Annotated in this window: 23 protein-coding genes; 6 read left to right on the top strand and 17 right to left on the bottom strand. The window is 69.9% G+C overall.

Going from position 1 to position 25861, the window contains the following annotated elements; genetic code table 11:
- Positions 1 to 150: 150 nt before the first annotated feature.
- Together Q9R08_RS08675 and murC are read right to left on the bottom strand one after the other, a co-directional pair.
- Complete coding sequence (locus Q9R08_RS08675) at positions 151 to 1170, bottom strand: FtsQ-type POTRA domain-containing protein (RefSeq protein ID WP_308867544.1); 1020 nt, start codon at positions 1168 to 1170, stop codon at positions 151 to 153.
- Between the two features lie 4 nt (positions 1171 to 1174).
- Positions 1175 to 2611 (bottom strand): UDP-N-acetylmuramate--L-alanine ligase, encoded by a 1437-nt coding sequence (murC, locus tag Q9R08_RS08680; RefSeq protein ID WP_308867546.1) that lies wholly within the window; start codon positions 2609 to 2611, stop codon positions 1175 to 1177.
- 113 nt (positions 2612 to 2724) lie between these two features.
- Here murC and Q9R08_RS08685 point away from each other — a divergent pair, with 113 nt between their 5' ends.
- Together Q9R08_RS08685 and Q9R08_RS08690 are read left to right on the top strand one after the other, a co-directional pair.
- Positions 2725 to 3639: a hypothetical protein gene (locus tag Q9R08_RS08685; RefSeq protein ID WP_308867547.1), complete on the top strand. Its 915-nt coding sequence runs from the start codon at positions 2725 to 2727 to the stop codon at positions 3637 to 3639.
- Positions 3636 to 4010: a GntR family transcriptional regulator gene (locus Q9R08_RS08690; RefSeq protein WP_308867549.1), complete on the top strand. Its 375-nt coding sequence runs from the start codon at positions 3636 to 3638 to the stop codon at positions 4008 to 4010. Before Q9R08_RS08685 ends, Q9R08_RS08690 begins: the two co-directional genes overlap by 4 nt.
- Here Q9R08_RS08690 and Q9R08_RS08695 read toward each other — a convergent pair.
- The 10 genes from Q9R08_RS08695 to Q9R08_RS08740 form a co-directional block, all read right to left on the bottom strand.
- On the bottom strand, positions 3996 to 5093 hold the full coding sequence (locus Q9R08_RS08695) for a UDP-N-acetylglucosamine--N-acetylmuramyl-(pentapeptide) pyrophosphoryl-undecaprenol N-acetylglucosamine transferase (protein WP_308867551.1): 1098 nt from the start codon (positions 5091 to 5093) through the stop codon (positions 3996 to 3998). The two genes, Q9R08_RS08690 and Q9R08_RS08695, sit on opposite strands and share 15 nt — an antisense overlap.
- A gap of 194 nt (positions 5094 to 5287) precedes the next feature.
- Positions 5288 to 6589 carry a putative lipid II flippase FtsW gene (gene ftsW / locus Q9R08_RS08700; protein ID WP_308867554.1) on the bottom strand — a complete coding sequence of 434 codons (1302 nt, stop codon included), beginning with the start codon at positions 6587 to 6589 and terminating at the stop codon, positions 5288 to 5290.
- On the bottom strand, positions 6513 to 8093 hold the full coding sequence (gene murD / locus Q9R08_RS08705; RefSeq protein WP_308867556.1) for a UDP-N-acetylmuramoyl-L-alanine--D-glutamate ligase: 1581 nt from the start codon (positions 8091 to 8093) through the stop codon (positions 6513 to 6515). Before murD ends, ftsW begins: the two co-directional genes overlap by 77 nt.
- Positions 8090 to 9202, bottom strand: coding sequence for a phospho-N-acetylmuramoyl-pentapeptide-transferase (gene mraY, locus Q9R08_RS08710; RefSeq protein ID WP_308867558.1), 1113 nt, complete (start codon positions 9200 to 9202; stop codon positions 8090 to 8092). Before mraY ends, murD begins: the two co-directional genes overlap by 4 nt.
- The gene (locus tag Q9R08_RS08715) at positions 9199 to 10614 is read right to left on the bottom strand and encodes a UDP-N-acetylmuramoyl-tripeptide--D-alanyl-D-alanine ligase (RefSeq protein WP_308867559.1); all 1416 of its coding nucleotides are present in this window, start codon (positions 10612 to 10614) and stop codon (positions 9199 to 9201) included. The genes mraY and Q9R08_RS08715 overlap by 4 nt, the downstream gene beginning before the upstream one ends.
- Before the next feature lie 27 nt (positions 10615 to 10641).
- The gene (locus Q9R08_RS08720; RefSeq protein WP_308867561.1) at positions 10642 to 12429 is read right to left on the bottom strand and encodes a peptidoglycan D,D-transpeptidase FtsI family protein; all 1788 of its coding nucleotides are present in this window, start codon (positions 12427 to 12429) and stop codon (positions 10642 to 10644) included.
- 57 nt (positions 12430 to 12486) lie between these two features.
- On the bottom strand, positions 12487 to 13113 hold the full coding sequence (gene ftsL / locus Q9R08_RS08725) for a cell division protein FtsL (RefSeq protein ID WP_308867563.1): 627 nt from the start codon (positions 13111 to 13113) through the stop codon (positions 12487 to 12489).
- Positions 13110 to 14078, bottom strand: a complete 969-nt coding sequence (gene rsmH, locus Q9R08_RS08730; RefSeq protein WP_308867565.1) for a 16S rRNA (cytosine(1402)-N(4))-methyltransferase RsmH — start codon at positions 14076 to 14078, stop codon at positions 13110 to 13112. The genes ftsL and rsmH overlap by 4 nt, the downstream gene beginning before the upstream one ends.
- Before the next feature lie 123 nt (positions 14079 to 14201).
- The gene (gene mraZ, locus Q9R08_RS08735) at positions 14202 to 14633 is read right to left on the bottom strand and encodes a division/cell wall cluster transcriptional repressor MraZ (protein WP_163620259.1); all 432 of its coding nucleotides are present in this window, start codon (positions 14631 to 14633) and stop codon (positions 14202 to 14204) included.
- A 196-nt stretch (positions 14634 to 14829) separates the two neighbouring features.
- Positions 14830 to 15195, bottom strand: a complete 366-nt coding sequence (locus Q9R08_RS08740) for a DUF3040 domain-containing protein (RefSeq protein WP_308867568.1) — start codon at positions 15193 to 15195, stop codon at positions 14830 to 14832.
- A gap of 63 nt (positions 15196 to 15258) precedes the next feature.
- Between Q9R08_RS08740 and Q9R08_RS08745 the strand changes: the two genes are divergently transcribed.
- Entirely contained in the window at positions 15259 to 16353 is a 1095-nt protein-coding gene (locus Q9R08_RS08745; protein ID WP_308867570.1) for a polyprenyl synthetase family protein, read from the top strand.
- Positions 16354 to 16398: 45 nt separating this feature from the next.
- On the opposite strand, the gene Q9R08_RS08750 is transcribed toward Q9R08_RS08745, so the two are convergent.
- Positions 16399 to 16785: an Rv2175c family DNA-binding protein gene (locus Q9R08_RS08750; protein WP_308867571.1), complete on the bottom strand. Its 387-nt coding sequence runs from the start codon at positions 16783 to 16785 to the stop codon at positions 16399 to 16401.
- Between the two features lie 243 nt (positions 16786 to 17028).
- Here Q9R08_RS08750 and Q9R08_RS08755 point away from each other — a divergent pair, with 243 nt between their 5' ends.
- Positions 17029 to 18189 (top strand): LysM peptidoglycan-binding domain-containing protein, encoded by a 1161-nt coding sequence (locus tag Q9R08_RS08755; RefSeq protein WP_308867573.1) that lies wholly within the window; start codon positions 17029 to 17031, stop codon positions 18187 to 18189.
- Between the two features lie 78 nt (positions 18190 to 18267).
- Positions 18268 to 20220, top strand: coding sequence for a Stk1 family PASTA domain-containing Ser/Thr kinase (gene pknB / locus Q9R08_RS08760; RefSeq protein WP_308867575.1), 1953 nt, complete (start codon positions 18268 to 18270; stop codon positions 20218 to 20220).
- A gap of 58 nt (positions 20221 to 20278) precedes the next feature.
- Here pknB and Q9R08_RS08765 read toward each other — a convergent pair whose 3' ends face one another.
- The 3 genes from Q9R08_RS08765 to Q9R08_RS08775 all read right to left on the bottom strand — a co-directional run bounded on the left by Q9R08_RS08765 (position 20279) and on the right by Q9R08_RS08775 (position 23320).
- Entirely contained in the window at positions 20279 to 21628 is a 1350-nt protein-coding gene (locus Q9R08_RS08765) for a class II 3-deoxy-7-phosphoheptulonate synthase (protein WP_308867577.1), read from the bottom strand.
- Between the two features lie 62 nt (positions 21629 to 21690).
- A complete protein-coding gene (locus tag Q9R08_RS08770) occupies positions 21691 to 22380 on the bottom strand; it encodes a lysophospholipid acyltransferase family protein (RefSeq protein WP_308867579.1) in 690 nt (229 codons plus the stop codon).
- 4 nt (positions 22381 to 22384) lie between these two features.
- Positions 22385 to 23320, bottom strand: a complete 936-nt coding sequence (locus Q9R08_RS08775; RefSeq protein WP_308867581.1) for an ROK family protein — start codon at positions 23318 to 23320, stop codon at positions 22385 to 22387.
- 154 nt (positions 23321 to 23474) lie between these two features.
- Here Q9R08_RS08775 and Q9R08_RS08780 point away from each other — a divergent pair, with 154 nt between their 5' ends.
- Positions 23475 to 25301, top strand: coding sequence for an AMP-dependent synthetase/ligase (locus Q9R08_RS08780; protein WP_308867583.1), 1827 nt, complete (start codon positions 23475 to 23477; stop codon positions 25299 to 25301).
- A gap of 65 nt (positions 25302 to 25366) precedes the next feature.
- Here the strand turns inward: Q9R08_RS08780 and Q9R08_RS08785 are convergent, their stop codons facing one another.
- A complete protein-coding gene (locus Q9R08_RS08785; RefSeq protein WP_308867585.1) occupies positions 25367 to 25858 on the bottom strand; it encodes a peptide deformylase in 492 nt (163 codons plus the stop codon).
- Positions 25859 to 25861: the final 3 nt, after the last annotated feature.

Here is a 25861-nt window from a genome sequence, read left to right on the forward strand (position 1 = left end):
ACCTTTTAAACCTTCAACCTCTAGTAGAGGTATAAAGAATTGCCCGGTATGCAATTCCTTGACTCGAAAGTAAGCGGATGCCGCGCCAGCGAGCGGACCGGGACGGCGTGTCGCGGCATCCGGTGCCGGAAGCCGCGCTGGTAGGGCTGATCAGCGGATGACGATCGCGTCGGGCGAGGACACGTCATAACTGAGGACGTCGGCAGGCGGACGCGCCGCCATGGCGGTCGCCAGAACCATCGCCTTCTTGCCGGACTGGTCGGCACTCCCCCAGACGATCTGCGCGTTCGACCCGCCGAGCGTGAGGGTGACATCGTCGGGCGTCGACGCGGCCACCTCGGTCACCTGGGCCCGGATGTCGTCGGGCAGCGATCGCATCACCTGGCCGGCCGCCGCGAAGGCGTCCGAGTCGACGCCGCCGGTGATCGTGAGCAGCGGCGTGCCGGGGCTGGGCGTTGCAGTGGTCGACAGCGCGACGCCCGCAGCGTCGACGAGCGTGTAGCCGGCGCGGGTCTCGATGAGGCCGATCGGGGTGCGCTCGACGATGCGCACCACCAGCTCGTGCGGCGGCCGGGCTTCGAGCGCATAGGTCTCGATGAGCGGGAACGCGACGAGCTCCGCCTTGACCGCGCTCTCGTCGATCAGGGGCAGCGGGGTGCCGAGCTGTCCCGCCAGCGCATCCGCAATGGCGTCCGGCGACACCTGCTGCGCCCCGACCACGGAGATCTTCTCCACACCGAACAGCGGGCTGTACGCGGCACCGAGCGTTCCGAGGGCGAGCAGGAGGACGGATGCCGCGGCTCCGAGCCAGATCGCCCGCCGCCGCCGCTGCCGCACGGTGAAGCGGCGGATCTCTGCGCGCAACGCCTTGCGCCGGGCTCGCGAGGCCTTCCAGACCTCGCGGAAACCGACGTCGCCGGCATCCGTCCCGGCGCTTGGGGTCTGCGCCACGGAGCCCGGCTCGGGACGAACCGGTGGAAGCGCGAGCGGGATGATCGGAGCCGTCGTGTCGTCGCGCTCCGTCAGCGGCGCTTCGACGGACTCGACCGGGTCCGTGATCACCGTCGTCGCCTCATCGCGCCGCCGCGCGCGTCGCGACGACGGCGTCGCCGCATCCGCCGCGCCGCGCGAGGCGACCGGCGACTGCGGCAACGGCGATGGGCGGCGCATGGGTCTATTCCGTCGTGCCCGGGGTCTCGGGGCTGGTCGCACCGCTGCCCGGTCGGGCGAGCGACTCGAGGACCTGAGGAATGATGAGGTTCACGTTGCCGCAGCCGAGCGTGATGACGTAGTCGCCCTCGCGGGCGACCGACGCCGTGTAGTCGGCGGCCTCCTGCCAGTCGGGCACGAAGTGCACGTGCGACGGGTCGGCGAAGGCGTCGCTCACGAGCTCGCCGGTGACTCCCGGAACGGGATCTTCGCGGGCGCCGTACACGTCGAGCATGACGGTGTGGTCGGCGTAGTGCTCGAGCACCTCGGCGAACTCGCGGTACATCTCCTGAGTGCGCGAGTAGGTGTGCGGCTGCTGGATCGCGATGATCCGCCCGTCGCCGACGACGGTGCGGGCGGCTGCCAGAGCCGCAGCGACCTCGGTCGGATGGTGGGCGTAGTCGTCGAACACGCTCACTCCGCGCTCGACCCCGTGCAGCTCGAAGCGCCGCACGGTTCCTGCGAAGCCTTCGACGGCGCGCACCGCCGGCTCCAGGTCGTGGCCGAGTGTCAGGAGTACGGCCACGGCTCCAGCCGCGTTGATCGCGTTGTGCGCGCCGGGGATCGGCAGCTGCGCGTCGACGGCGACTCCCGCGTGGGTGATGCGGAAGGAGACCGGCCCCTCGGTGACGATGTCGCTCACCCGCACCGTCGCATCCTCCGCTTCGCCGAACGTGACGACGTGCGGATGGGTGAGCTGGGCAGCCACGAGGCGGGCGCCGGCATCGTCGGACGAGATCACGACCGCCTCGCGCGCCTCGTTCGCGAACCGGGCGAACGCGGCGTAGAAGGCGTCGCGGGTGCCCCAGTGGTCGAGGTGGTCGGGGTCGACGTTGGTGATGAGGGCGATCGACGTGTCGTAGAGCAGGAACGTGCCGTCCGACTCGTCAGCCTCGATGACGAAGAGGTCGTCGCGTCCGCTGCCGCTCGAGACGCCCAGCTGTGCGATCACACCGCCGTTGACGAACGTGGGATCGACATCCAGGTCGCGCAGCGCCGTCACGATCATGCCGGTCGACGTCGTCTTGCCGTGCGCACCGGCGACCGACACGAGCCGTCGCCCGCCGATCAGCCAGTACAGCGCCTGCGAACGGTGGATCACGTGCAGGCCCCGCTCCTTGGCCAGCACGAACTCGGGGTTCTCGGGCCAGATCGCCCCGGTGTGCACGACGGTGTCGACGTCGTCGGCGAGGTTGGCGGCGTCGTGGCCGACGTAGACCGTCGCCCCGAGCTCGGCGAGTTCGCGCAGGCCCTTGCTGTCGGCGCGGTCGGACCCCGACACGCGGATGCCGCGCTCGAGGAACATGCGGGCGAGCCCCGACATGCCGGATCCGCCGATTCCGATGAAATGGGCGGCGGTGATGTCGTCAGGGATGGGAAGACTGAGATCGGGTCTGATCATGGCCCGTCAATCCTAAGTTGGGCGGCGGCGACCTCGGCCCCGGCGCGCTGCACGGACGCAGCCCCGGCATCTTTTGTGTTGACACATTGATACAGAACGCGTACAAAAGAGGCGTGGACATCGATCAAGAGCTCATACGGACTCTCAGCGGAGCGTTCCTCCTCGTGATGCTGATGCTGTGCATCGGGCTCGTCGTCGCGATGTCGTCGACGACGTCCGCCTACGCGCGCGCTGACCGATTCTCCGTGCGCGTACGCCTTCCGTACGGAACGGCGACGACGCGGGATTCGGTCGCCCGGCGCAGTCGCGTCAGCAGTCTCACAACCGCCGTCACGATGCTGGCGACGACCGTGGTCCTCTCGCCGCTGCTGCTCACTCCGGTCGCTGCCAACCCGGCATTTCCGATCATCGTCGTCATCCCGTTGCTCGTGGCGACCGGGTTCGCCTCGGCCGTCGTCAACGTCCGGGAGCGACTGTTCCGCCCCGCACCGGACGCACCGCGAGTCGCCCGAGCCCGTGCGCTCAGCGCGGTCGACTATCTCGATCGATTCAGGCTCGTGCTCCCCTGGGTTCTCGCCGTCGCCGCGGTGCTCGCGTTCACAGTGCTGGCCCTGCAATGGATCCGCCAGCCCTCCCGCGTCGACGACGCGTTCGCTGCCGCTGCGCTGTTCGCCCTGCTCGTCACCGTTGTCGTGTTCGTCGCGTTGCCTCCTGTCGAGCGACTCGTGCTGGCGCAGCCGCAGCCCGCCACGGACACCCTTGAGCTCGCATGGGACGACGCCTTCCGCACAACGGCGCTCAGCGCGCTTCGACTCTCGGCGGCGCTCTCCGCCTGGTTGGCATGCGCCCTTGCACTGGGTGCCCTGTGGCTGGGGGCAGACGGGCTGATCAGCACGTTCGCGAGTCAGGTGCCCACGTGGGGGCTCATCGCCCTCACATTCGTCTACCCCAGCACAGGTCGGCGCCTTCGCGCCGACCTCTATCCGGAGTGGCTGCGCCGCCCCGCCGTCATGGGAGGTCCCGCATGATCGTCATCGACCCGTCGTCGCCCGTCCCGCCGTTCGAGCAGCTCCGGTCCGGCCTCGTCGACGCGGTGGCCTCGGGCGAGCTCGGCCCCGGGGAGCGGCTGCCCACCGTGCGCCGCCTCGCCGAGGACCTGGGCGTCGCGCCCGGCACGGTCGCGCGCGCGTACCGCGAGCTCGAGGCATCCGGCATGATCGAGACCCGCGGCCGCAACGGCACCTTCGTCGCCTTCGACGCCGACCCGGCGCGGCAGCAGCTTCAGCGTGCCGCCGCCGCATTCGCCGCGCAGGTGCGCGACCTCCGCCTCGACGCCGACGATGCGCTCGCGGTCGTCACCGCCGCGCTGCGCGGCGGAGAGGCGTCACCGGCGTCCTGACCGCCGCAGTGCGTCGTCGATCATCGCGACGACGTTCTCGGTTCCGGTACGGGTACCGACGGATGCCGCAGCCGCCGCCATCGCCGCGCGCCGGGCGTCGTCGGCCAGCAGCGGGACGATCTCGGAGCGCACGCGATCTCCCGTGAAGTCGGCATCCGCGATCAGCATGGCGGCGCCGGCGCGGACGGCGGACGAGGCGTTGCGGGCCTGCTCGCCGTTGCCGACGGCGTACGGCACGTAGACCGTGGGGATGCCGAGTGCGCTGATCTCGCTGACGGTGGCGGCGCCGGAGCGCGACACGATGAGGTCCGCGAGCGCGAACGCGAGGTCCATGCGGTCGACGTAGCGACGCAGCGCGTACCCGGCGACGCCGGGATCGACCAGCTCGGACCGCTCCCCTGTGATGTGCAGCAGCTGCCAGCCGGCGTCGAGCACATCGCGCCACGCGGCGCCGTGCCCTTCGCCGAACGCGGCGTTCAGGCGCTGCGCGCCGAGCGATCCGCCGAACACCAGGAGCACCGGCTTCTCGGGGTCGAGCCCGAAGTGCACGGCCCCCTCACCTCGGAGTGCGTCGCGGTCGAGCGTGACGATCTCGCGGCGCAGCGGCATCCCGACGACCCGCGACCGTTTCAGCGGCGTGCCTTCGAACGCGACTCCGACGCCCGCCGCCCGACGGGCGCCCAGGACGTTCGCGAGGCCCGGGCGCGCATTCGCCTCGTGGACGATGAACGGCACGCGCTCGCGGCGGGCCGCCACGTAGGCGGGGGCTGAGGCGTAGCCTCCGAAGCCCACGACGACATCGACGTCGCGCTGGGCGATGTGGGCGCGCACCTGTGCGATCGCGCGCGGGAACCGCGCCGGGAATGCAGCGGCGGCCTTGTCGGGGCGGCGCGGGAACGGCACCTTGTCCACGAACAGCAGCTCGTAGCCCCGGTCGGGCACGAGCCGCGCTTCGAGTCCCTCTCGCGTGCCGAGCACGAGCACCACAGCCTCGGGATCCCGGGCGCGCAGCGCGTCAGCGACCGCCAGGAGCGGGTTCACGTGTCCGGCGGTGCCGCCGCCGGCCAGAAGGTACGTCGTCACTCCCCGAGCCTACCCGGCCGGGCCGACGGGGCTTGGGGCGCTCGGCTGTCGTCCGGGGCGCACGGGACGCGCCCCGAACGGCCCCGGCGCGCCCCGAACCCGGGCAACACCGAACGTGAGGGCGCGGAACCGGACGCATCGGCTCGGCGACCGGGACGCCCGAACCCGGGGCATCGGGCACGAGGTCGACGCGGTCAGCGGACGGCGCGCAGCTTCGCCCGCTCGCGTGCCGCGCGGGCCGAGGCGATCGCCGCCTCACGACGGGCGATGGACGCCGGGAGCGAGCGTGCGAACGCGAGAAGCACGCCCGAGGCGATCAGCACGGACAGCAGCGACGTGCCGCCCTGAGACATGAACGGCAGCGGCACGCCGAGCACCGGGAAGACGCGCAGCACGACGCCGATGTTGATGAGCGCCTGTCCGACGATCCACACCGTGATGCCACCGGCGGCGATCCGCACGAACGGGTCGTCCGTCTTGCGGATGACGTGGAAGGCGCCGACCGCGAAGAGGGCGAAGAGACTGAGCACGACGGCGCAGCCGATGAGGCCGAGCTCCTCGCCGACGATGGCGAAGATGTAGTCGTTCGCCGCGGCGGGGAGCCAGTCGTACTTCTCGCGTGAATTGCCGAGCCCCAGGCCGAAGATGCCCCCGCTCGCGAGACCCCAGATGCCGTGCAGCGGCTGATAGCAGTCGTTGAAGTAGTCGTCGAGGCAGTTCGGGTTGAGGAAGCTCATGAACCGCCGCATGCGGTCGGGGCTGGTGACGGCGAGGAATGCCACCGCCGCCGCCGCGCCGATCGCAGGCAGGATGAAGATGCGCAGCTTCACACCCGAGAAGAACAGGGCGCCGAGCACGATGAGCACGAGGATCATCGCCGTGCCGAGGTCGTCGCCGGCGAGGACGGTCGCGATCGCCAGCCCGGCCACCGGGACAAGCGGGATGAACACGTGCTGCCACTTCGTCAGCAGCGACCGCTTGCGGAACAGCACGTACGCGACCCAGAGCGCGAGTCCCAGCTTGAGGAACTCCGACGGCTGTGCCTGGAAGCCGGCGATCGTGATCCAGTTGCGATTACCGTCGGCGCCGTGGCCGAGGGGCGTGAACACCAGCAGCTGGAACGCGACGCCGAAGATGAGCGCCGGCCAGGCGAGCTTCTTCCAGAACGAGACGGGCAGGCGGCTCGCGATGAACATCAGCGGAACGCCGATCACGGCGAAGACGACTTGCTTGATCACCATCTCCCACGGCGCCTCGCCGGCGGCCGTGGCGGTGGCGGACGTCGCCGACAGCACCATGACGAGCCCGAACACCGTGAGCAGGAGCGCCGTCGAGGCGATCAGCAGGAACTCGCTCGGCACGGGTGCGAACACCCGGCCCAACGACACGCGCGCGGCGAGTCCTCGCCGCGCGGACTGGTCAGCCTCGGTCGTCTGGCCCGGCGTCGTCGGGGCGGGGCGCGTCGGCCGGGTCCCCGGCGGTTGTGTCGTGGTCACCCGGGTCCCCCGTTCCGATCCGTTCCCTCACCGCAGCGGCGAATCGCCGCCCGCGGTCCGCGTAGGACGCGAACTGGTCGAAGGATGCCGCAGCGGGAGCGAGCAGAACCACGTCCCCGTCACGCGCCACCCCTGCCGCCAGTTCCACGACCTGCGCCATGACTCCTTCAGTCTCATCGGCCTCGACCTCGAAGACCGGCACCGCCGGGGCGTGTCGCTCGAACGCGGCGATGACCGCCTCGCGGTCGACGCCGATCACGATGGCGGCTTTCGCGCCCGCACCCCGGCCCGAGACGAGCTCTGAGATGTCGACGCCCTTGAGCAGTCCGCCGACGACCCACACGGCTCCGGGGTAGGCCGCGAGCGAAGAGGCGGCGGCGTGCGGGTTGGTGGCCTTGGAGTCGTCGACCCAGGTGATGCCGGCGTGCCGCGCGACGACCTCGATCCGGTGCGGGTCGAGCCGGAAGCCGCGCAGCGCTTCGCGGATCGCTGCGGGGGCGACGTCCAGCGACCGCGCCAGGGCGGCGGCGGCCAGGATGTTCGAGACGATGTGCGGGGCCGCGAGACCGAGCGAGGCGAGCTCCTCCACCGTCGTGAGCTCCAGCGCGCTGGTGCGCCGGTCCTCCAGGAACGCGCGGTCGACGACGATGCCCTCGACGACGCCGAGATCGCTCGGCCCCGGCGTTCCCAGGTCGAAGCCGACGGCGCGCGCGCCCTCGACGACTTCTGCGTCCTCGACCATGCGCTGGGTGGCGGCATCCGACTTGTTGTAGACGCAGGCGACGCGTGTGTTGTCGTACACGTGCGCCTTCGCGGCCCGGTACTCGTCGAACGAGCCGTGCCACTCGAGGTGGTCGTCGGCGAGATTGAGGCAGACCGCGGCCCACGGGGAGACCGGGTCCGGCGAGTCCTGCAGCCCCAGGTACCAGAGCTGGTGGCTCGACAGCTCCACGACCAGTGCGTCGAAGCCCGACGGATCCCGCACGGCGTCGAGCACGGGCGTGCCGATGTTGCCGACAGGCGCCGCCCTCAGGCCGCCCGCGACGAGCATCGTCGCCGCGAGGCGCGTGGTCGTGGTCTTGCCGTTGGTCCCGGTGACGAGGATCCAGTCGGCCGGCGAGCCGTCGGTCCGCACCACCTTGTCGCGCACCCGCCAGGCGAGCTCGACGTCTCCCCACAGCGCGATGTCGTTCTCACGCGCCCACGTGATGAGCGGATGCCGAGGCGCGAAGCCGGGCGAGGCCACCACAACCTCGGGCGCGAAGTCTGCCAGTTCCGCCGGCACTTCATCGAGGAGACCGGTCCAGAGACGGGCGCCGATGACCGGCAGCAGGCGCGCGTACTCCTCGTCGGCCTTCTCCGTCACCACGAGCACCTCGGCTCCGAGCTCCGCCAGCGTGTCGGCGACCGAGAAGCCGGTGACCGAGAGCCCGAGCACGGCGACCCGCAGGCCCTTCCAGTCGGCGTTCCAGCTGGTGAGGGTGGACAGGCGTTCCGAGGTCATGTGCGAGAGAGCCATTCGACGTAGAAGAATCCGACGCCCGACACGGCGAGGAGGCCGGCGATGATCCACATGCGCACCACGATCGTGACCTCGGACCAGCCGCGCAGCTCGAGATGGTGGTGGAACGGGCTCATCAGGAACAGCCGTTTGCCGCGGGTGAGCTTGAAGTACAGGCGCTGCAGGATCACCGAGCCGGGACCGATGATGAAGACGCCGGCGACGAGCACCGCGAGCAGCTCGGTGCGGGTGAGGATCGCCATCGCGGCGATGACGCCGCCGATCGCCATCGAACCGACGTCGCCCATGAAGACCTTGGCCTTCGGGGCGTTCCACCACAGGAACCCGACGAGCGCGCCGACGAACGAGGCCGAGATGATGGCGAGATCGAACGGATCGCGGGTCGGATAGCACGCGGCCTTCGCGGCGGCCGACAGCCCCTCGCCTCCCCAGCACGCCTGGTTGAACTGCCAGAACGCGATGAGGCTGTAGGCGCCGACGACGAAGATGCCCGCCCCCGCCGCCATCCCGTCGAGGCCGTCGGTCACGTTGGTGCTGTTGGAGAACGCCACTCCGATGAAGGTCACCCACGCGAGATACAGGATCCAGCCGGCGATGAGGCCGAGCGTCATGAATCCGAGCACCGGGACGTCGCGGAAGACCGACACGTACGGCGACGCCGGAGTCTGGTCGAACTGGTTGGGGAAGTTCAGCGCCACGATGCCGAACGGCACGGTGACGATGACCTGGCCGACGATCTTGCGCCAGCCGCTCAGGCCCATGAACTTCTGCTGGCGGACCTTCATGTAGTCGTCGATGAAGCCGACGGCACCGAGCCCGACCATCATCCAGATGACGAGCAGTCCCGAGATCGTCGGCGGGTTGTTGCCGGCGAAGCAGCCGACCAGATACCCGACGATCGTGCCGACGATGAAGATCGTGCCGCCCATGGTGGGCGTGCCGCGCTTCGTGTGGTGGTTGGGGTTCCGGATGTCCTCCGGGGTACGGATCACCTGACCCCAGCCCCACTTGCGGAACAGCCGCAGGAAGACGGGGGTGAGGAAGAGCGTGAATGCCAGCGAGATCGCCGCCGCAGTAAGGAGAGATCTCACGAGAACGATTCTCCCAGACGATCGCCGAGGAACCGGAGGCCGGCCGAGTTCGACGACTTCACGAGCACGCGATCGCCGTCTCGCAGCTCGCCCTGCAGGTAGGCGAACGCCTCGTCAGCGGTCGAGAAGAAGACGGCTTCGTTGTCCCACGAGCCCTGCGCGACCGCTTCGAGGTACATGCGTCGCGCAGCGTCGCCGACCACGACGATGCGCTGGATGCCGAGGCGCACCGCGAGCAGGCCGATCCGGTCGTGCTCCTCCTCGGCGTACTCGCCCAGCTCGCTCATCGCGCCCAGCACGGCCACGGTGCGCTCGCCCGGGCCCGTGATCTGGGCGAGCGTGCGCAGGGCCGCCGACATCGAGTCGGGGCTGGCGTTGTACGCGTCGTTGATGATGCGGACGCGATCCGACCCGAGCGGCTGCATGCGCCAGCGCTCGGCGATCTCGACCGTCTCCAGCCGCGCGACGGCATCGGCGAGCGACACGCCGAGAGTCGTCGCGGCGGCGATGGCGGCGAGGGCGTTCATCACGTGGTGCTCGCCCAGTACGCGCAGGCGCAGGGGCAGCGAAACGCCGTCGGTGGTCACCGTGAAGGAGGTTCCGGATGCCGTCACCACGACGTCGTCGGCCCGCACGTCCGTGGCAGCGGGGCCGCGGCCGAACCACCGCACGGACGCGCCCTGCTCGGCGGCGATCGGCGCCATCGCGGCGACGCGGGCGTCGTCGGCGTTGAGCACCGCCACTCCCCCGGCGCTCAGCGCCCGCACGAGCTCGGACTTGGCGTGGAAGGTGGCCTCGATGCCGCCGAAGCCGCCGGCGTGCGCCATGCCGACCATGAGGACCACGCCGACATCGGGATCCACCAGACCCGCGAGACGCGCGATCTCGCCGGGGGCGCTCGCGCCGAACTCGCTCACGAGGAACTCCGTGGTCTCGGTGACGCGCAGCATCGTGAGCGGCGCGCCCACCTCGTTGTTGAACGATGCCTTCGGCGAAACGGTCTCGCCTTCGCCTTCGAGGATGCGGGCGAGCAGGTTCTTCGTCGTGGTCTTGCCGTTCGAGCCGGTGATGCCCACCACGCGCAGAGCGCCGCCTTCGCGTACCCGCGAGACGACCTCGCGCGCGAGGTCGGCGAGGGCGGCGACGACGTCGGGCACGACGATCTGGCTGACGCCGGCGTCGACCCGGCGCTCGACGAGCGCGAGCGCCGCGCCGTTGCCGACGGCGGCGTCGACGAACAGGTGGCCGTCCGTCTCCTCGCCGGGCTTCGCGACGAAAACGCCTCCGGGAGCGATGAGTCGGGAATCGGTGTCGACAGCGCCTTCGATGAGGGTGTCGGGTGTGTCGCCGTCGGCGAGGTGCGTCTCGCCCGAGACGGCATGGGCGATCTGGGCGATGGTGAGCGCGATCATCAGGGAACTCTCCGTCGGGTGGGGAGACTACCCGAACTTGGGCAGCAGCTCCGGCGACGTCGTCGAGGGCATGACGCGGTAGGTCTTGAGCACCTGGGTCATGGCCTTCTGGAACGCGGTCGCGTTGGCCGCAGACGATGTTACCTTCGTCGGCTCGTCGAGAGTGACGACCACCACGTACTGCGGGTCGTCTGCGGGAGCGAAGCCGACCATCGTCGTGTAGTAGACCCCAGCCTTGTAACCGCCGTTGACCAGGTCGGCCTTCTCGCCGGTGCCCGTCTTGCCCCCGATGCGGTAGCCGGGAATCTCCACGGTCTTGGCGTAAGGAGCCTGCAGGAACACGTTCTCGAGCATCTCGCGCATCTGCGCCGAGGTGCTCTCGCTGATCACGCGCTCGGGCGCGGCGAGCTCCGGCTCCACGACGGTCCCATCCGGCTTGGTGCATGATTCGATGATCTGCAGCGGCATCTTCACGCCGCCGTTCACGATCGCCCCGTACGCGCGGGCGAGCTCGGGCATCGTGGTGGTCACGCCCTGCCCGAACGCGGTGTTGTACGCCGTCTGAGCGCCCCACTCCTCGACCGGATGGATCAGGCCGTTCGCCTCGAGCGGGTAGCCGGTCGCGGTGCCGTCACCGATCCCGAAGCGCTTGAAGTAGTCGTAGCGAGTCTTCTTGTCGACCTTCTCGCTGAACTTCGAGATGCCGGCATTCGACGAGTCGATGAGCACGCCGGTGAGCGTGTAGGTGTACGCCGGGTGCTGGAACGAGTCCCGCACTCGAGCGCCGTTCGGGAAGTTCTCGAGCCCCGACGCCACGACGGTCGAATCGGGCGTCTGCCCGCCGGCGTCGATGACGGTGGCGGCCGTCAGGCCCTTGAACGTCGAACCGGGCTCGAACGTGCCGCGCAGGATCTGGCTGGTGCGATCGTCGGCGGGGGTGGCGTCCACGTTGTTCGGGTCGACGGTCGGGTACTCGGCCGCCGCCCGCACCTTTCCGGTCTTCACCTCGTACACGAGGATCGAGCCGTGCTGCGCGGCCATGTTCTGGGTCTGCTCGGCGATCAGCTGCTGCAGGTACCAGTTCAGGTCGCGGTTGATGGTGAGCTGCAGTGTGCCGCCGTCGGCCGCCGGCACCTCGGTCTCGGTGCCGGGGATGACGACGCCGTCCTTGCCCCGCTCGTACAGCCGCTCGCCATCGGTCGCCGCGAGGCAGTCGTTCTGCGACAGCTCGAGGCCTTCCAGCGCCTCACCGTCCGTGCCCATGAACCCGACGAGGTTTCCTGCCACGGCGCCGTCGGGGTATGCGCGAGCCGGGTGGGAGACGCAGGTGATGTACGGCATCTTCAGGTCGGCCAGCGCGCGGAACTGCTCGGTCGAGACGCCGTTCTTGAGCTCGGCGTACTGGGTGTCCGGGTCATCCCCGAGCGCGGTGCCGACGATGGCGCGCACTTCCTCGGGCGTCTGCCCCGTGATCTCGGCGACGTCGTTCGACACGTCGGCCCACAGCCGCGACTTCGACTTCTTGTCCAACACGTCCGCGTCGGTCTGGGTGATGAGCAGCGGATCGAGCTGGCAGTCGTACCGCAGGATGCTGCCGGCCAGCGTCTGGCCCGTCTCGTCGACGATCGAGCCGCGGGTGCCGTACAGCGTCTGCTTGCCCGCGAACGCAGTGTCGAGTGAGTCCTTGATGTGGTCGTCGGCGTTCACGACCTGGATGTCGACGAGACGCACGATGAAACCGGCGAGGACGGCGAGGACGACGGCGAGGGCCACGACGGTGCGGCGGCGGGGACTTCTCGTGCTTCGTGTCGTCATCTGCGTCTCGTGCTCTGGTCTCGCGTTCTCGTGTCGACCGCCGGCGGTGCCGTCGGTTCAGTGTGTGCTCGGAGTGGGCAGTCCGTCGGTGAGCGGCGGCGGAGTGTTGCCGACTCCGCCGTCCGGCGTATCGGCGACCTCGACGGGCACTCCGTCGATCGTCGCGTCGGGGACGGTGACGAGGGGCGTGTCGGTGATGAGGGCGTTCGCCACCGCGCCGCGACCGATCGCATCCACCGACGACGACCCCATGGCCACCTCGGACGGACCGAGGATCGCGCCATCGCTCAGCCGCAGGTAGCTCGGCGCCTCGTTGATCACCATTCCGAGCGCGGCGGCGTTCGCCGCCAGATACTGCGGCGAGCTCAGCCCGGCGACATCGTCGTAGAGGATCTGCTTCTCGTAGGTCAGGTCTCGCTGCTCCTTCGACAGAGCGGCGAGCTCGTACGTGCTCTGCGTCGTCATGATCGACAGCGACATCTGCGCGGCGGCGATGAGGAACGCGCCCAGCACGGCGACGATCCCGTAGAAGAGCTTGGGGCGGCGCCGGCGAGACGGCGCGTCGACCACCTGCAGACGACGGCGGGGTGCGTCCGATCGATCCGGCGCGGCACTGCCGACCGGTCGGCGCGCGGCGGAGCCCGAGAGCCCGGCTGCTGTCATGGTGTTCGCGATCGTGCTCATGCGGCACCCTCCGCGTGCTCGGGCCTCACGCGCTCTGCGGCGCGGAGGCGCACCGGCGTCGCGCGCGGGTTGACCGCGCGCTCCTCGTCGGTGGCGAGCTCGGCACCTTTGACGAGCAGTCGGAATCTGGCGGCGTGCTCGGGCAGTTCGACGGGAAGACCCGCCGGCGCCGTGGACGCCGATGCCTCGGCGAAGGCGCGCTTGATCAGCCGGTCCTCGAGGGACTGGTACGACAGCACGACCATGCGCCCGCCGACGGGCAGGATGCCGAGGGCCGACGGAATGGCGCGCTCGAGCACCGACAGCTCGCGGTTCACCTCGATGCGCAGGGCCTGAAACACGCGCTTGGCGGGATGCCCCGTGCGCTGCACGGCCGCGGGTGTCGCCGCCTGCAGGATCTCCACCAGCCGGCCGGATCGCTCGATCGGCTCCTGCGCCCGGGCGGCGATGATCGCACGGGCATACCGGCCGGCGAGCTTCTCCTCGCCGTACCGCTCGAAGATGCGGCGGAGGTCCCCCTCGCCGTAGGTGGCGAGGATGTCGGCCGCCGTCGTTCCCGCCGACTGGTCCATGCGCATGTCCAGCGGGGCATCCTGCGCATATGCGAAGCCGCGATCGGCGACATCGAGCTGCAGCGACGAGACGCCGAGATCGAACAGGATGCCGTCGGCCGCGGCGAAGCCGCTCGAGGTGACGGCATCCGCGATCCCGTCGTAGACGGTGTGGACGAGCGTGACGCGATCACCGAAGCGCGCCAGCCGCTCCCCTGCGATGCGCAGTGCGTCGGTGTCGCGGTCGAGACCGACGAGGTGCAGGTTCGGGAAGCGCTCGAGGAATGCCTCGGAGTGGCCGCCCATGCCGAGCGTGGCATCGACGAAGACGGCGCCGTCGCGCTGGAGGGCGGGTGCGAGCAGCTCGATGCAGCGCTCGAGCATGACCGGGGTGTGGATGTCGCGCAGGTTCATGATCGTCGGGGCCTCTGCGGCTCCGCCCCCTGGATCCTGATCCCCATCCGCTCTGACCTGGCACCGGGGAAGTGGCGACAGGGCGGGAGCGGCTGGGAGTCGGGGTCCAGGCGACAGGGCGCGTCAGAACAGGCCCGGAATCACCTCCTGCTCCAGCTCGGCGTATGTCTCTTCGTTGGCCTCGGCATAGGTGTTCCATGCCGTGGCGTCCCAGATCTCGGCATGGGCGCCGACGCCGGTGACGACGAGGTCGCGCTCCAGGCCGGCGTAAGCGCGCAGCGGAGGGGGGATCGTGATGCGGTTCTGACTGTCGGGCTTCTCGGCACTCGCGCCCGAGAGGAACATGCGCAGGAAGTCGCGCGCCTGCTTGTTCGCGAGCGGCGCCTCACGGATGCGATCGTGCACCCGCTCGAACTCCTTCTCGCTGAACACGTACAGGCAGCGATCCTGTCCGCGCGTCACGACGACACCCCCACCAAGGTCGTCGCGGAACTTGGCCGGGAGGATGACGCGTCCTTTGTCATCGAGCTTGGGTGTGTGCGTGCCCAAAAGCATCGGTACATCACACCCCCTTCGTCCGGCCCCCCGGGTTGCTCGCCACTTTACTCCACTCTCCTCCACTTTGCTACCAATGGATTGCCGCGCACTCCCCCGCGCGCCCTCGCGGCACCCCTGGGGCGGCACCCGGGCAACAAAAAAGCACCGACCCGAAGGTCGGTGCTTCTCTTGCGGACTCAGCCGGCGGTGGCGCTCAGCGCTCTCCTTGCCGCTTGTCCCATCGGTCGTTCATGCGGTCCATGAACGAGGAGGCATTCTGTGGTTTGGCGGGCCGGTCGGGCTCGGCCGGTATCTTGGCGGGACCGCGACCCGGCGTGACGGCGAGGAGGACTCCACCCAGCATCACGACGAAGCCGATGACGCCGACGACGATCAATTGCTGCGAGACCCCGACGATCAGACCGCCGAGCCCCAGCAGCACGAGGATCGTGCCGTAGACGATGTTTCGATAGCTCAGAGTGCGTCCGTCGCGGGGCGCGCTGACGACATCCGCGTCGTTGCGCATGAGATGGCGTTCCATCTCGTCCAGCAGGCGCTGCTCCTGTTCGGAGAGTGGCATGCATCCCCCTCTGTACTTCGGTGGCTCGATTGTACGCGTGCCGTTCCTCACTAGGCTAGGCCCGTGTCCGCACCCGCAGAACCGATCGAAGCCATTTCCCAGCGAGTGGACATCTTCATCTCGGCCCAGCGGGAGGGTGTGACGGATGCCGGCACCGAGGCGGCGCGGTTCGTCTCGGCCGCAGCCGATGCGGCGACGGGCGGCAAACGGCTCCGCGGGCGCTTCTGCATCGCCGGGTGGAGGGCTGTGGAGGAGGCGTCGGTCCGCGCCGGCGAGGCTCCGGAGCCGGTGGTGGCAGCCGCGGCTGCACTCGAGGTGTTCCACGCTGCGGCCCTCGTGCACGACGACCTCATCGACAACTCCGACACGCGGCGCGGCCGCCCTGCGGCGCACCGCGCACTCGAGGCGGGGCACCGCGACTCCGGCTGGCGCGGCGATGCCGACGCTTTCGGCCGGTCGGCTGCGATCCTGCTCGGCGACCTCCTCGTCGCCTGGAGCGATGACCTCCTCGAAGAAGGGCTCGCCGAGACGTCGCCCGCCCGCGCGGCGGCCGCCCGCCGCGAGTACGCCTTGATGCGCCGCGAGGTGACGCTCGGCCAGTTCCTCGACATCGCCGAGGAGTCCGCCTTCGTCACGGAGCCCGATGACCGCCATGCCGAGCGGGCGCTGCGCGTGGCCTCTTTCAAGTCCGCCCGATACAGCGTGCAGCAGCCGCTCGCGATCGGCGCGGCGCTCGCGGGAGCGGACGCCGCACAGGCGGCCGCGCTCGCCGCGTTCGGGCATCCGCTCGGAATGGCGTTCCAGCTGCGCGACGACGTGCTGGGCGTGTTCGGCGACGAGGCCGCCACCGGCAAGCCTTCGGGCGACGATCTGCGTGAGGGCAAGCGCACCGTGCTCATCGCTTACGCGCGTGAGGCCCTGGCTCCCGGCGCGCGCCGCATCGTCGATGAGCTGATCGGCGATCCGGACCTGGATGCCGAGCAGATCGCGTCGCTGCAGCAGACGATCGTCGAGACCGGCGCACTCGACCGCATCGAGCGCCTCATCGCGGACTACGCGCACGAGGCCGACCGCGCCCTGTCCGGAGCACGGCTGGGCAACGCCGCCGTCGCCGAGCTGCGGGATCTGGCTCACGCGGCGACCGTCCGCACCACCTGAGCAGGACCGCCGAGGCCGGCCGGGCGGGGCTGCTGATGCCGCGGCTCAGACCACCGTGCGCGCGACCCGTCGGACCTCGCTCTTGCGACCGGCGAGCAGGGCCTCGATCGGCGACATGCCGATCGACTCCTCAGGGCTCAGCAGCCAGTCGATGACCTCGTCGTCCGAGAACCCCACGTCGTGGAGCACGAACACGGTGCCGCGCAGCGACGGCAGCGGGTGCCCGTCGACGATGAAGACGGCCGGGACCTTGAGAACGCCGTCGCGCTTGGATCCGACGAGGTGGAACTCGTCCAGCAGCCGGCGCACGCGGCCGAGAGGTTCGCCGAGCACCTCCACGAGGTCGGGAAGGGTGAGCCAATCGGTCTCGAAGCGGGGCGCGTCAGAGGTCACGAAAGCAACTATCTCAGATCGCAGCGCAGCCGAGTCCATCGCACTTCAGCCACTCCTGTCACATGCGCCCCTCCTTATAACAGGCGTTGACATCAAATGACTTCCGTGACACGGTTTTCGGAGTCGACTGAGGGGGGAAAACTCGTGCGACAGGTGCGGAGTACCAGGAAGAATGTCCATCGGAGCGCCGCCACGTCGCGGGCACTCCTCGCCGGGGTTCCGGCGGCGGTTGCAGGCTCGATCGCGCTGACGCTCTCGGCTGTTCCCGCGCATGCTGCGACGATGCATGCCGCCCCTCCGAGCGCCGACAACGTGTTGCGCGGCATCCGCTCCGCCGGCCCCGCGGTGCCGACCGTCTCCGCGCCCCGTACAGTCGTCGAGCCTGCGACTGTCGCCGGCGCGCCCGCGGCGGCGACGGCCGTTCCCGCCGTCGCCCTCGTGACGACCGAGGCCGCCCCGGCGACGTACACCGTTCAGCGCGGCGACACTGTGAGCCGCATCGCCGCCCGCTTCGGGCTGCGCACCGGCGACGTCCTGGCGCTCAACGGCCTGGGCTGGTCCTCGACCATCTATCCGGGGCAGGTGCTGAAGCTCGCCGCAGGCGCGATCGCGGCGCCCGCGCCGGCGACCCCGGCAGCGGCGCCCGCCGGCGCCTCGTACACCGTGCAGGGGGGCGATACGGTCAGCGCGATCGCGAAGCGCCACGGCGTCACCACCAACGCCATCCTGTCGGCCAACGGTCTCGGCTGGGCGTCGATCATCTACCCCGGCCAGACGCTCACGATTCCGGGCGCCGCGGCGCCCGCCGCATCCGCTCCCGCGCCGGCCCCGGCGCCCGCACCGGCCCCGGCTCCCGCTCCGAGCACGCCGGCCGCCGGCACTCACACGATCTCGGCGGGCGACACGATCACCGCGATCGCGAAGCGGTACGGCGTGACCATCGATGCCGTGCTGTCGGCCAACGGGCTCGACCGGTCCTCGATCATCTATCCCGGCCAGACCCTCAGGATCCCGGCATCCGCCTCGTCTGTTCCGGGCCTGACCTCGGAGCAGGTGGCGAACGCGCAGCTCATCGTCCGCATCGGCCGCGAGCTCGGGGTGTCCGACCACGGCATCGCGATCGCGCTCGGCACGGCGATGCAGGAGTCATCGCTGCGCAACGTCACGTGGGGCGATCGCGACTCGCTCGGCCTGTTCCAGCAGCGCCCGAGCTACGGATGGGGCACCGAGGCGGAGGTGCAGGATGCCGCGCGCGCGACCCGCGCCTTCTTCGGCGGCTCCGGCGACCCGAACGGGTCGCGCACGCGCGGACTCCTCGACATCGCCGGCTGGGAGGGCCTGACGTTCACTCAGGCGGCCCAGGCGGTGCAGATCTCGGCCTATCCCGACGCGTACGCGAAGTGGGAGGCCTCAGCGCACGCGTGGCTGGCGGCGCTGGGCTGATCCGGGAACCGTCACATTACGATCTCGCGGGGTGAGGCGCTCCGCTTCCTCGCAGGCCCGCGTCCGTAGACTCTCAGCGTGAGCACGAGTCAGCAGACGGACCCGCTGATCGGCCGTCTCGTCGACGGCCGGTACCGGGTGCGTGCTCGCATCGCCCGCGGCGGGATGGCGACCGTCTACGTCGCCACCGATCTGCGCCTCGAGCGTCGCGTCGCTCTGAAGGTGATGCACGGCCACCTCAGCGACGACACCGTGTTCCAGAGCCGGTTCATCCAGGAGGCCCGCGCGGCCGCCCGGCTGGCCGACCCGAACGTGGTGAACGTGTTCGACCAGGGCCAGGACGGCGACATGGCGTACCTCGTCATGGAGTATCTGCCGGGCATCACGCTGCGTGAGCTGCTGCGCGAGCAGCGGCGGCTGACCGTGCCGCAGGCGGTGTCGATCCTCGACGCCGTGCTGTCGGGGCTCGCCGCCGCGCACAAGGCCGGCATCGTGCACCGTGACGTCAAGCCCGAGAACGTGCTCCTCGCCGAGGACGGTCGCATCAAAATCGGCGACTTCGGCCTGGCGCGCGCCACGACGGCGAACACCGCCTCGGGCGCGCAGCTGCTCGGCACGATCGCCTACCTCGCTCCCGAACTCGTCACGCGCGGCACCGCCGACGCGCGCAGCGACATCTACGCCATCGGCATCATGCTCTACGAGATGCTCACCGGCGAGCAGCCCTACAAGGGCGAGCAGCCGATGCAGATCGCCTTCCAGCACGCGACCGACTCCGTGCCGCGGCCGAGCGTCAAGAATCCCGGGGTGCCCGAGCCGCTCGACGAACTGGTGCTGTGGGCGACCGAGAAGTCGCCCGACGAGCGCCCGCTCGACGCGCGCGAGATGCTGCAGCGTCTGCGCGACATCGAGCGCGAGCTCGGCATCTCCCCCGTAGTCGCGCGCACCGGTCCGATCGGCATCGTGCGCGACGACGCCACGGCAACGGGCGAGCTCACCGCCGTCCTGCCCGGCACGCCGACCGGGCCGACCACCGCGATGGAAGAGGTCGACAACGCCGGCCGTCTTCGCCGCGCCACGCAGCGGCGCCGCTCGCGGGGCGCCTGGCTCATCGTGCTCGTGCTGCTGCTGGCTGCCCTCGCGGGCGGCCTCGGATGGTGGTTCGGCTCCGGACCCGGATCCCTGGTCGCCGTCGCCGATGTCACCGGCATGACGTACGAAGAGGCATCAGCTCGCCTCGAGCAGGACTCCCTCGTCGCCGTGCAGCAGGGCGAGAACAGCCTGGAGGTCGCTGCGGGGCAGGTCATCCGCACGAATCCCCCGCAGGGCACACGCGTCGACAAGGACTCCGAGGTCAACGTCTTCGTCTCGCTCGGCCCCGCCGAGGCGACCTTCTCATCGTTGGCGGGCCTGTCGGAAGCCGATGCCCGATCCGCCTTCACGGCCCAGTCCGTCTCTGTCGCCGACGACAGCGCCACGTTCTTCACCGATGCCGCCGCCGGCACCGTCATCGGCGCCTTCGTCCGACCCGCCGGCGCACCCGACGACGGTTCGCAGGACGTCCCGTGCATCGACGGCTGCACCGTGCACCAGGGCGACAGCGCCCGGCTCCAGGTTTCCCTCGGTCCCCTGCCCGACGTCTCGGGCGAGAGCGAGGGCAAGGCCCGCAGTACCCTGGAGGGCCTCAACCTGGCCGTCGCGGACAGCCAGACCGAGGCGAGCGACTCCGTCGAGGAGGGTCGCGTCATCCGGGTCATCGGCAAAGAGGACGGCGGCTGGCTCGCCCCGGGCGACACCGTGACCCTGGTCGTGTCGACCGGTCCCCCGCTGTTCGCGGTGCCGGATCTCGTCGGCATGACGCTCGCCGAGGCCCGCAAGGCGGCCACCGATGCCGGCTTCACCATCGACTACGACGACCGTTGGGATGCGTTCCCTGACCCGTTCACGCAGGTCGAGTCGCAGAAGCCCGACGCCGAAGACCTGGAGCCCCGGGGCACCGTGATCTCGCTGCGCATCGCCGCCGCGCTCTGACCGCAGAACAAGAAGATCCCGGATGCCTCGGCCGAGGCATCCGGGATCTTGTTTCGTGTCAGGCGCGCGCGGTCAGCTTCTCGAGCTCTTCGGCGACGAGGAAGGCCAGCTCGAGCGACTGCATGTGGTTCAGACGCGGGTCGCAGAGCGACTCGTAGCGCGTGGCGAGGGTGGCCTCGTCGATGTGCTCGGAGCCGCCCAGGCACTCGGTGACGTCGTCGCCGGTGAGCTCGACGTGGATGCCGCCCGGGAAGGTGCCGACCGAGCGGTGCGCATCGAAGAAGCCGCGCACCTCGTCGACGACGTCGTCGAAGCGACGCGTCTTGTAGCCCGTGGGTGTGGTGATGCCGTTGCCGTGCATCGGGTCGGTGACCCACAGCGGGGTGGCGCCGGAGTCACGCACGGCCTCCAGCAGCGGGGGCAGCGCGTCCCGGATCTTGCCCGCACCCATGCGCGTGATGAACGTGAGGCGGCCGGGCTCGCGGTTCGGGTCGAGCTTGTCGATGAGCGCCAGCGCCGTCTCGGGGGTGGTCGTCGGTCCGAGCTTCACGCCGATGGGGTTGCGGATCTTCGAGAAGTAGTCGACGTGCGCGCCGTCGAGATCGCGGGTGCGCTCACCGATCCACAGGAAGTGCGCCGACGTGTTGTACGGCGTGTTGGTGCGCGAGTCGATCCGCGTCATGGGCCGCTCGTAATCCATGAGCAGTCCCTCGTGACCGGTGTAGAACTCGACGCGCTTGAGCTCGTCGAAGTCCGCACCCGCGGCTTCCATGAACTTGATCGCACGGTCGATCTCGGTCGCGAGACGCTCGTACTGCTGGTTCGCGGGGTTCTGTGCGAAGCCCTTGTTCCAGGAGTGCACCTCGCGGAGGTCGGCGAACCCGCCCTGCGTGAATGCGCGGATCAGATTGATGGTCGACGCGGCCGTGTGGTACCCCTTCAGCAGTCGCTGCGGGTCTGCCTGGCGCGAGCCTTCGGTGAAGTCGTAGCCGTTGACGATGTCGCCGCGGTAGGCCGGCAGCGTGACGTCGCCGCGCGTCTCGGTGTCGCTCGAACGCGGCTTGGCGAACTGACCCGCCATGCGGCCCATCTTCACGATCGGCATCGACGCGCCGTACGTGAGGACGACCGCCATCTGCAGCACCGTCTTGATGCGGTTGCGGATCTGCTCGGCGGTCGCCCCTGCGAAGGTCTCGGCGCAGTCGCCGCCCTGCAGCAGGAACGCCCGGCCGGACGCCGCACGGGCGAGGCGGTCGCGCAGGTTGTCGACCTCACCCGCGAACACCAGCGGGGGCAGTGTGGCGAGCTCTGCGGATGCCGCGACCGCGGCCTCGGCGTCATACCACTGGGGCTGCTGCTTGATGGGCAGGGTCCGCCAGTGGTCGAGTGCGTCGAGCTGCTGAAGCATCCCTCGAGTCTAGCCGTGGCGAGGTCGGCGCCGGCGCCGCGTGACGCCTGTCCGCCGGGCGGTCAGCGAGTCTTCTTCTTGAGCCGATCCTTGACCGTCGACGCGTAGACGTCCTCGTACTCCTGCTCGCCCAGCCGCTGCAGCGCCACCATGATCTCGTCGGTGATCGAGCGCAGGATGTAGCGGTCGCCCTCCATGCCGGCGAAGCGGGAGAAGTCGAGGGGCTCGCCGACCACGATTCCCACCCGCACGATCCGCGGGATCGTGGTGCCGATCGGCATCATCGTGTCGGTGTCGACCATCAGCACGGGCACCACCGGGACGTGCGCCTCGAGAGCCATGCGCGCGATGCCGGTGCGGCCGCGGTACAGCTTGCCGTCGGGGCTGCGCGTGCCCTCGGGGTAGATGCCGAGCAGATCACCGCGTCCCAGCACCTGCAGACCGGTGTTGAGGGACGCCTCCGAGGCCTTGCCTCCGGAGCGGTCGATGGGCAGCTGGCCGGTGCCCTTGAAGAACATGCGCGTCGCCCAGCCTTTGAGGCCCTTGCCCGTGAAGTAGTCGCTCTTGGCGAGGAACGACACCGGACGGTCGAGCATCAGCGGCAGGAAGATCGAGTCGACGAACGACAGGTGGTTGCTGGCGAGGATCGCGGCACCCTCGGCCGGCACGTTACGCCGGCCGACGATCCACGGGCGCCAGATCGCCTTGACGATCGGCCCGATCACCACGTACTTCATCAGCCAGTAGAACATCGCGCTACGCCTCGGTGCCCGCGAGGTCGGCGGCGCCGATCAGGCCGGCGTCGTTGACGAGCCTCGCGATGGCGAAGGTCGCGATCGGCCGGTCGCCGTAGCCGGGGAGCGACCGCTCGTACGCCATGCGCATCGGAGCGAGCAGTGCGTCGCCGAGCTGGGCGACGCCGCCGCCGATGACGAACAGCTCCGGGTCCAGCACCGCCTGGAAGCCGCCGCACGCCTCACCGAGCGCGGTCGCGACGCGGCGCAGGGCCTCCGCGGCGCCAGGGTCGCCGGCGAGCACGAGCCGCGAGACGGCCGGGCCGCTGATCGAGCCGTGCTCGGCGCGGTGGGCAGCCAGGGCGGCGCCGATCCCGCCCGCGTCGGCGATCTCGCCGGCCTCGCGCTGGAGTGCACGGCCGGAGGCGTACTGCTCGAGGCAGCCATGCTGCCCGCATCCGCAGAGCAGGCCGTCGCGGATGAAGCGCGTGTGGCCGAGTTCGGCGGCGATGCCGTGGCCGCCGCGGAAGAGCTTGCCGTCGAGGACGATGGCGCCGCCGACGCCGGTGCCCATCGTGAGCATGACCATGTGGTCGACGTCGCGTCCCGCGCCGAAGCGGAACTCGGCCCAGCCGGCGGCGTTCGCGTCGTTCTCGATCGTGACCGGCAGACCGATGCCGTCCTCGAGCGTCGCCTTCAGCGGCTCGTTGTGCCAGGCGATGTTCGGCGCGTGGATGACGGTGGCACGATCGCGGTCGATGAACCCCGCGGCGGCGACGCCGACGGCGGCGACCTGGTGGGTCGCGCGGAAGTACCGGGCCATGTCGACCACGGCCTGCGCCAGGGCGGCCGTGTCGGTCGGGGTGTCGACGCGGAGCTGTTCGACGATGCCGCCGTCGGAATCGACGACGCCTCCCGCGATCTTGGTTCCGCCGATGTCGATACCGACCTTGAGCACGATCTCCCTCTCCGGCCGCCGCACGTACGACAGCGCCTTGAAGTCTATCCAGGCGGTGTTCCTCCACACCCGCCACTGAACGCGGTGTGACGGCGGATTAGACTCGGATGAGATCCACCCGAGATTTCATTCGTCCGGTACCGAAGGAGCTGCCGTGGTCCAGTTCGAAGTCCCTGCCATCGTCCCCGCCGATCCGCAGGCAAACATCACCGACCTGCTGGTCGAACGCGTCAAGGAGACGCCCGACCGCGCGCTGTTCGCCGTGCCCGACGGCGAGGGCTGGCGCGACATCACCGCGGCCGACTTCCAGAAGCAGGTCGTCGCGCTCGCCAAGGGCTTCGTCGCCGGCGGCATCGAGCCCGGCGACAAGGTGGGCTTCATCGCCCGCACCACGTACGACTGGACTCTCGTCGACTTCGCGCTGTTCTATGCCGGTGCCGTGATGGTGCCGATCTACGAGACCAGCTCGACGGCGCAGATCGCCTGGAACCTGACCGACTCCGGCGCGGTCGCGCTCATCACGGAATCGCCGGAGCACACCGCCCGCTTCGCGGAGGCGCGCGACGAGCTGCCGCTGATCCGTTCGGCCTGGGAGATGCACAGCGGCGACCTCGACCGGCTCACCGCCGAAGGCGCATCGGTCACCGACGACGAGATAGAACGGCGGCGCAACCTCGCCAATGGCGCCGACATCGCGACGCTCATCTACACGTCGGGATCGACCGGCCGGCCGAAGGGCTGCGTCCTCACGCACAGCAACTTCGTCGAGCTCACCCGCAACGCGACGCTGTCGAACCAGGAGGTCTTCGCCACCCCGGGCTCGTCCACGCTGCTGTTCATCACGACGGCCCACGTGTTCGCGCGGTTCATCTCCATCCTCAACATCCACGCGGGGGTGAAGACCGGGCACCAGCCCGACACGAAGCAGCTGCTGCCAGCTCTCGGCTCCTTCAAGCCGACCTTCCTCCTCGCCGTGCCGCGCGTGTTCGAGAAGGTGTACAACTCCGCAGAGCAGAAGGCCGAGGCCGGCGGCAAGGGCAAGATCTTCCGCGCCGCCGCGCACACCGCCGTCGAGCACTCGCGCCTGAAGCAGGAGGGCAAGAAGGTCCCGCTGGGCACGAAGATCAAGTTCGCGCTGTTCGACCGACTCGTCTACAGCAAGCTCCGTACCGCCATGGGCGGGAACATCGCGTACGCGGTGTCCGGCTCGGCGCCCCTCGGGCCCCGCCTCGGACACTTCTTCCACAGCCTCGGCGTCACCATCCTCGAGGGCTACGGACTGACCGAGACCACCGCGCCCGCGACGGTGAACCAGGCTCGCAAGTCGAAGATCGGCACGGTCGGCCCCGTGATCCCCGGCGTCGCCATCCGCCTCGGCGACGACGGCGAGATCCAGGTCCGCGGCGTCAACGTCTTCAAGGAGTACTGGCGCAACCCCGAGGCGACCGCCGACGCGTTCGACGGCGACTGGTTCAAGACCGGCGACATCGGGGCGTTCGACGACGAGGGCTTCCTCACGATCACCGGTCGCAAGAAGGAGATCATCGTCACCGCGGGCGGCAAGAACGTCGCGCCCGCCGCTCTGGAAGACCCGATCCGGGCCAATCCGATCGTCGGCCAGGTCGTCGTCGTCGGCGACCAGAAGCCGTTCATCGCGGCGCTGGTGACGCTCGACCCCGAGATGCTGCCCACGTGGCTGGCGAACAACGGCCTGGCCGCCGACATGTCGCTCGCCGATGCCGCGAAGAACGATGCCGTGCGCGCCGAGGTGCAGCGTGCGATCGACCGGGCGAACACGTCGGTTTCGCGCGCGGAGTCGATCCGCAAGTTCACGATCCTCCCGAGCGAGTGGACCGAGGCGAGCGGTCACCTGACGCCCAAGATGAGCATCAAGCGCAACGTGATCCTCGCCGACTTCGCCGGCGACATCGAGGAGATCTACGCCGTGCCGGTGAACACCACGAACGTCTCGCTCTCGTAGCTCGGACGACGGATGCCGAAGCCCCGGGCCCTTGAGGGCCCGGGGCTTCTGTCATCCGGCGTGGGTCAGAACCAGTCGGACTCGCGGATCTCGCGCATCGCGATGCGGCGCTCCTCGGGCGTGAGACGCTTCAGGTAGAGCATGCCGTCGAGGTGGTCGGTCTCGTGCTGCAGGGCCTGGGCGAGCAGCCCCTCCCCCTCGAGCACGAGCTCGTTGCCGTCGAGGTCCATGCCGACGACCTTCGCCCACGGGTAGCGGACTGCATCGTGCCAGAGTCCCGGCACCGACAGGCAGCCCTCGCCGATGGCCTCGGGCTCCCCCGACACCTCCGCCAGCACGGGGTTCAGGATGTAGCCGATGTCGCCGTCGATGTTGTAGCTGAAGGCACGGAGGCCCACGCCGATCTGCGGGGCGGCCACGCCGGCGCGCCCGGGCAGCTCGACGGTGTCGAGCAGGTCGCGGACGAGGGCGCGCACGCCGTCGTCGATCTTCTCGATGGGCGCGCTGACGGCCGTGAGAACGGGGTCGCCGAAGACACGGATGGGACGAACAGCCATCGG

Source organism: Microbacterium psychrotolerans (genome assembly GCF_031085295.1).
Taxonomy (GTDB): Bacteria; Actinomycetota; Actinomycetes; order Actinomycetales; family Microbacteriaceae; genus Microbacterium; species Microbacterium psychrotolerans.

What these genes read in the sequence shown, in the direction of transcription:
- Q9R08_RS08675 (WP_308867544.1), bottom strand. Translation starts at nt 1,170, where the DNA reads ATGCGCCGCCCATCGCCGTTGCCGCAGTCGCCGGTCGCCTCGCGCGGC.
- murC (WP_308867546.1), bottom strand. Translation starts at nt 2,611, where the DNA reads ATGATCAGACCCGATCTCAGTCTTCCCATCCCTGACGACATCACCGCC.
- Q9R08_RS08690 (WP_308867549.1), top strand. Translation starts at nt 3,636, where the DNA reads ATGATCGTCATCGACCCGTCGTCGCCCGTCCCGCCGTTCGAGCAGCTC.
- murD (WP_308867556.1), bottom strand. Translation starts at nt 8,093, where the DNA reads ATGACCTCGGAACGCCTGTCCACCCTCACCAGCTGGAACGCCGACTGG.
- Q9R08_RS08715 (WP_308867559.1), bottom strand. Translation starts at nt 10,614, where the DNA reads ATGATCGCGCTCACCATCGCCCAGATCGCCCATGCCGTCTCGGGCGAG.
- Q9R08_RS08720 (WP_308867561.1), bottom strand. Translation starts at nt 12,429, where the DNA reads ATGACGACACGAAGCACGAGAAGTCCCCGCCGCCGCACCGTCGTGGCC.
- ftsL (WP_308867563.1), bottom strand. Translation starts at nt 13,113, where the DNA reads ATGAGCACGATCGCGAACACCATGACAGCAGCCGGGCTCTCGGGCTCC.
- rsmH (WP_308867565.1), bottom strand. Translation starts at nt 14,078, where the DNA reads ATGAACCTGCGCGACATCCACACCCCGGTCATGCTCGAGCGCTGCATC.
- mraZ (WP_163620259.1), bottom strand. Translation starts at nt 14,633, where the DNA reads ATGCTTTTGGGCACGCACACACCCAAGCTCGATGACAAAGGACGCGTC.
- Q9R08_RS08740 (WP_308867568.1), bottom strand. Translation starts at nt 15,195, where the DNA reads ATGCCACTCTCCGAACAGGAGCAGCGCCTGCTGGACGAGATGGAACGC.
- Q9R08_RS08750 (WP_308867571.1), bottom strand. Translation starts at nt 16,785, where the DNA reads ATGGACTCGGCTGCGCTGCGATCTGAGATAGTTGCTTTCGTGACCTCT.
- Q9R08_RS08755 (WP_308867573.1), top strand. Translation starts at nt 17,029, where the DNA reads ATGCATGCCGCCCCTCCGAGCGCCGACAACGTGTTGCGCGGCATCCGC.
- Q9R08_RS08765 (WP_308867577.1), bottom strand. Translation starts at nt 21,628, where the DNA reads ATGCTTCAGCAGCTCGACGCACTCGACCACTGGCGGACCCTGCCCATC.
- Q9R08_RS08770 (WP_308867579.1), bottom strand. Translation starts at nt 22,380, where the DNA reads ATGTTCTACTGGCTGATGAAGTACGTGGTGATCGGGCCGATCGTCAAG.
- Q9R08_RS08785 (WP_308867585.1), bottom strand. Translation starts at nt 25,858, where the DNA reads ATGGCTGTTCGTCCCATCCGTGTCTTCGGCGACCCCGTTCTCACGGCC.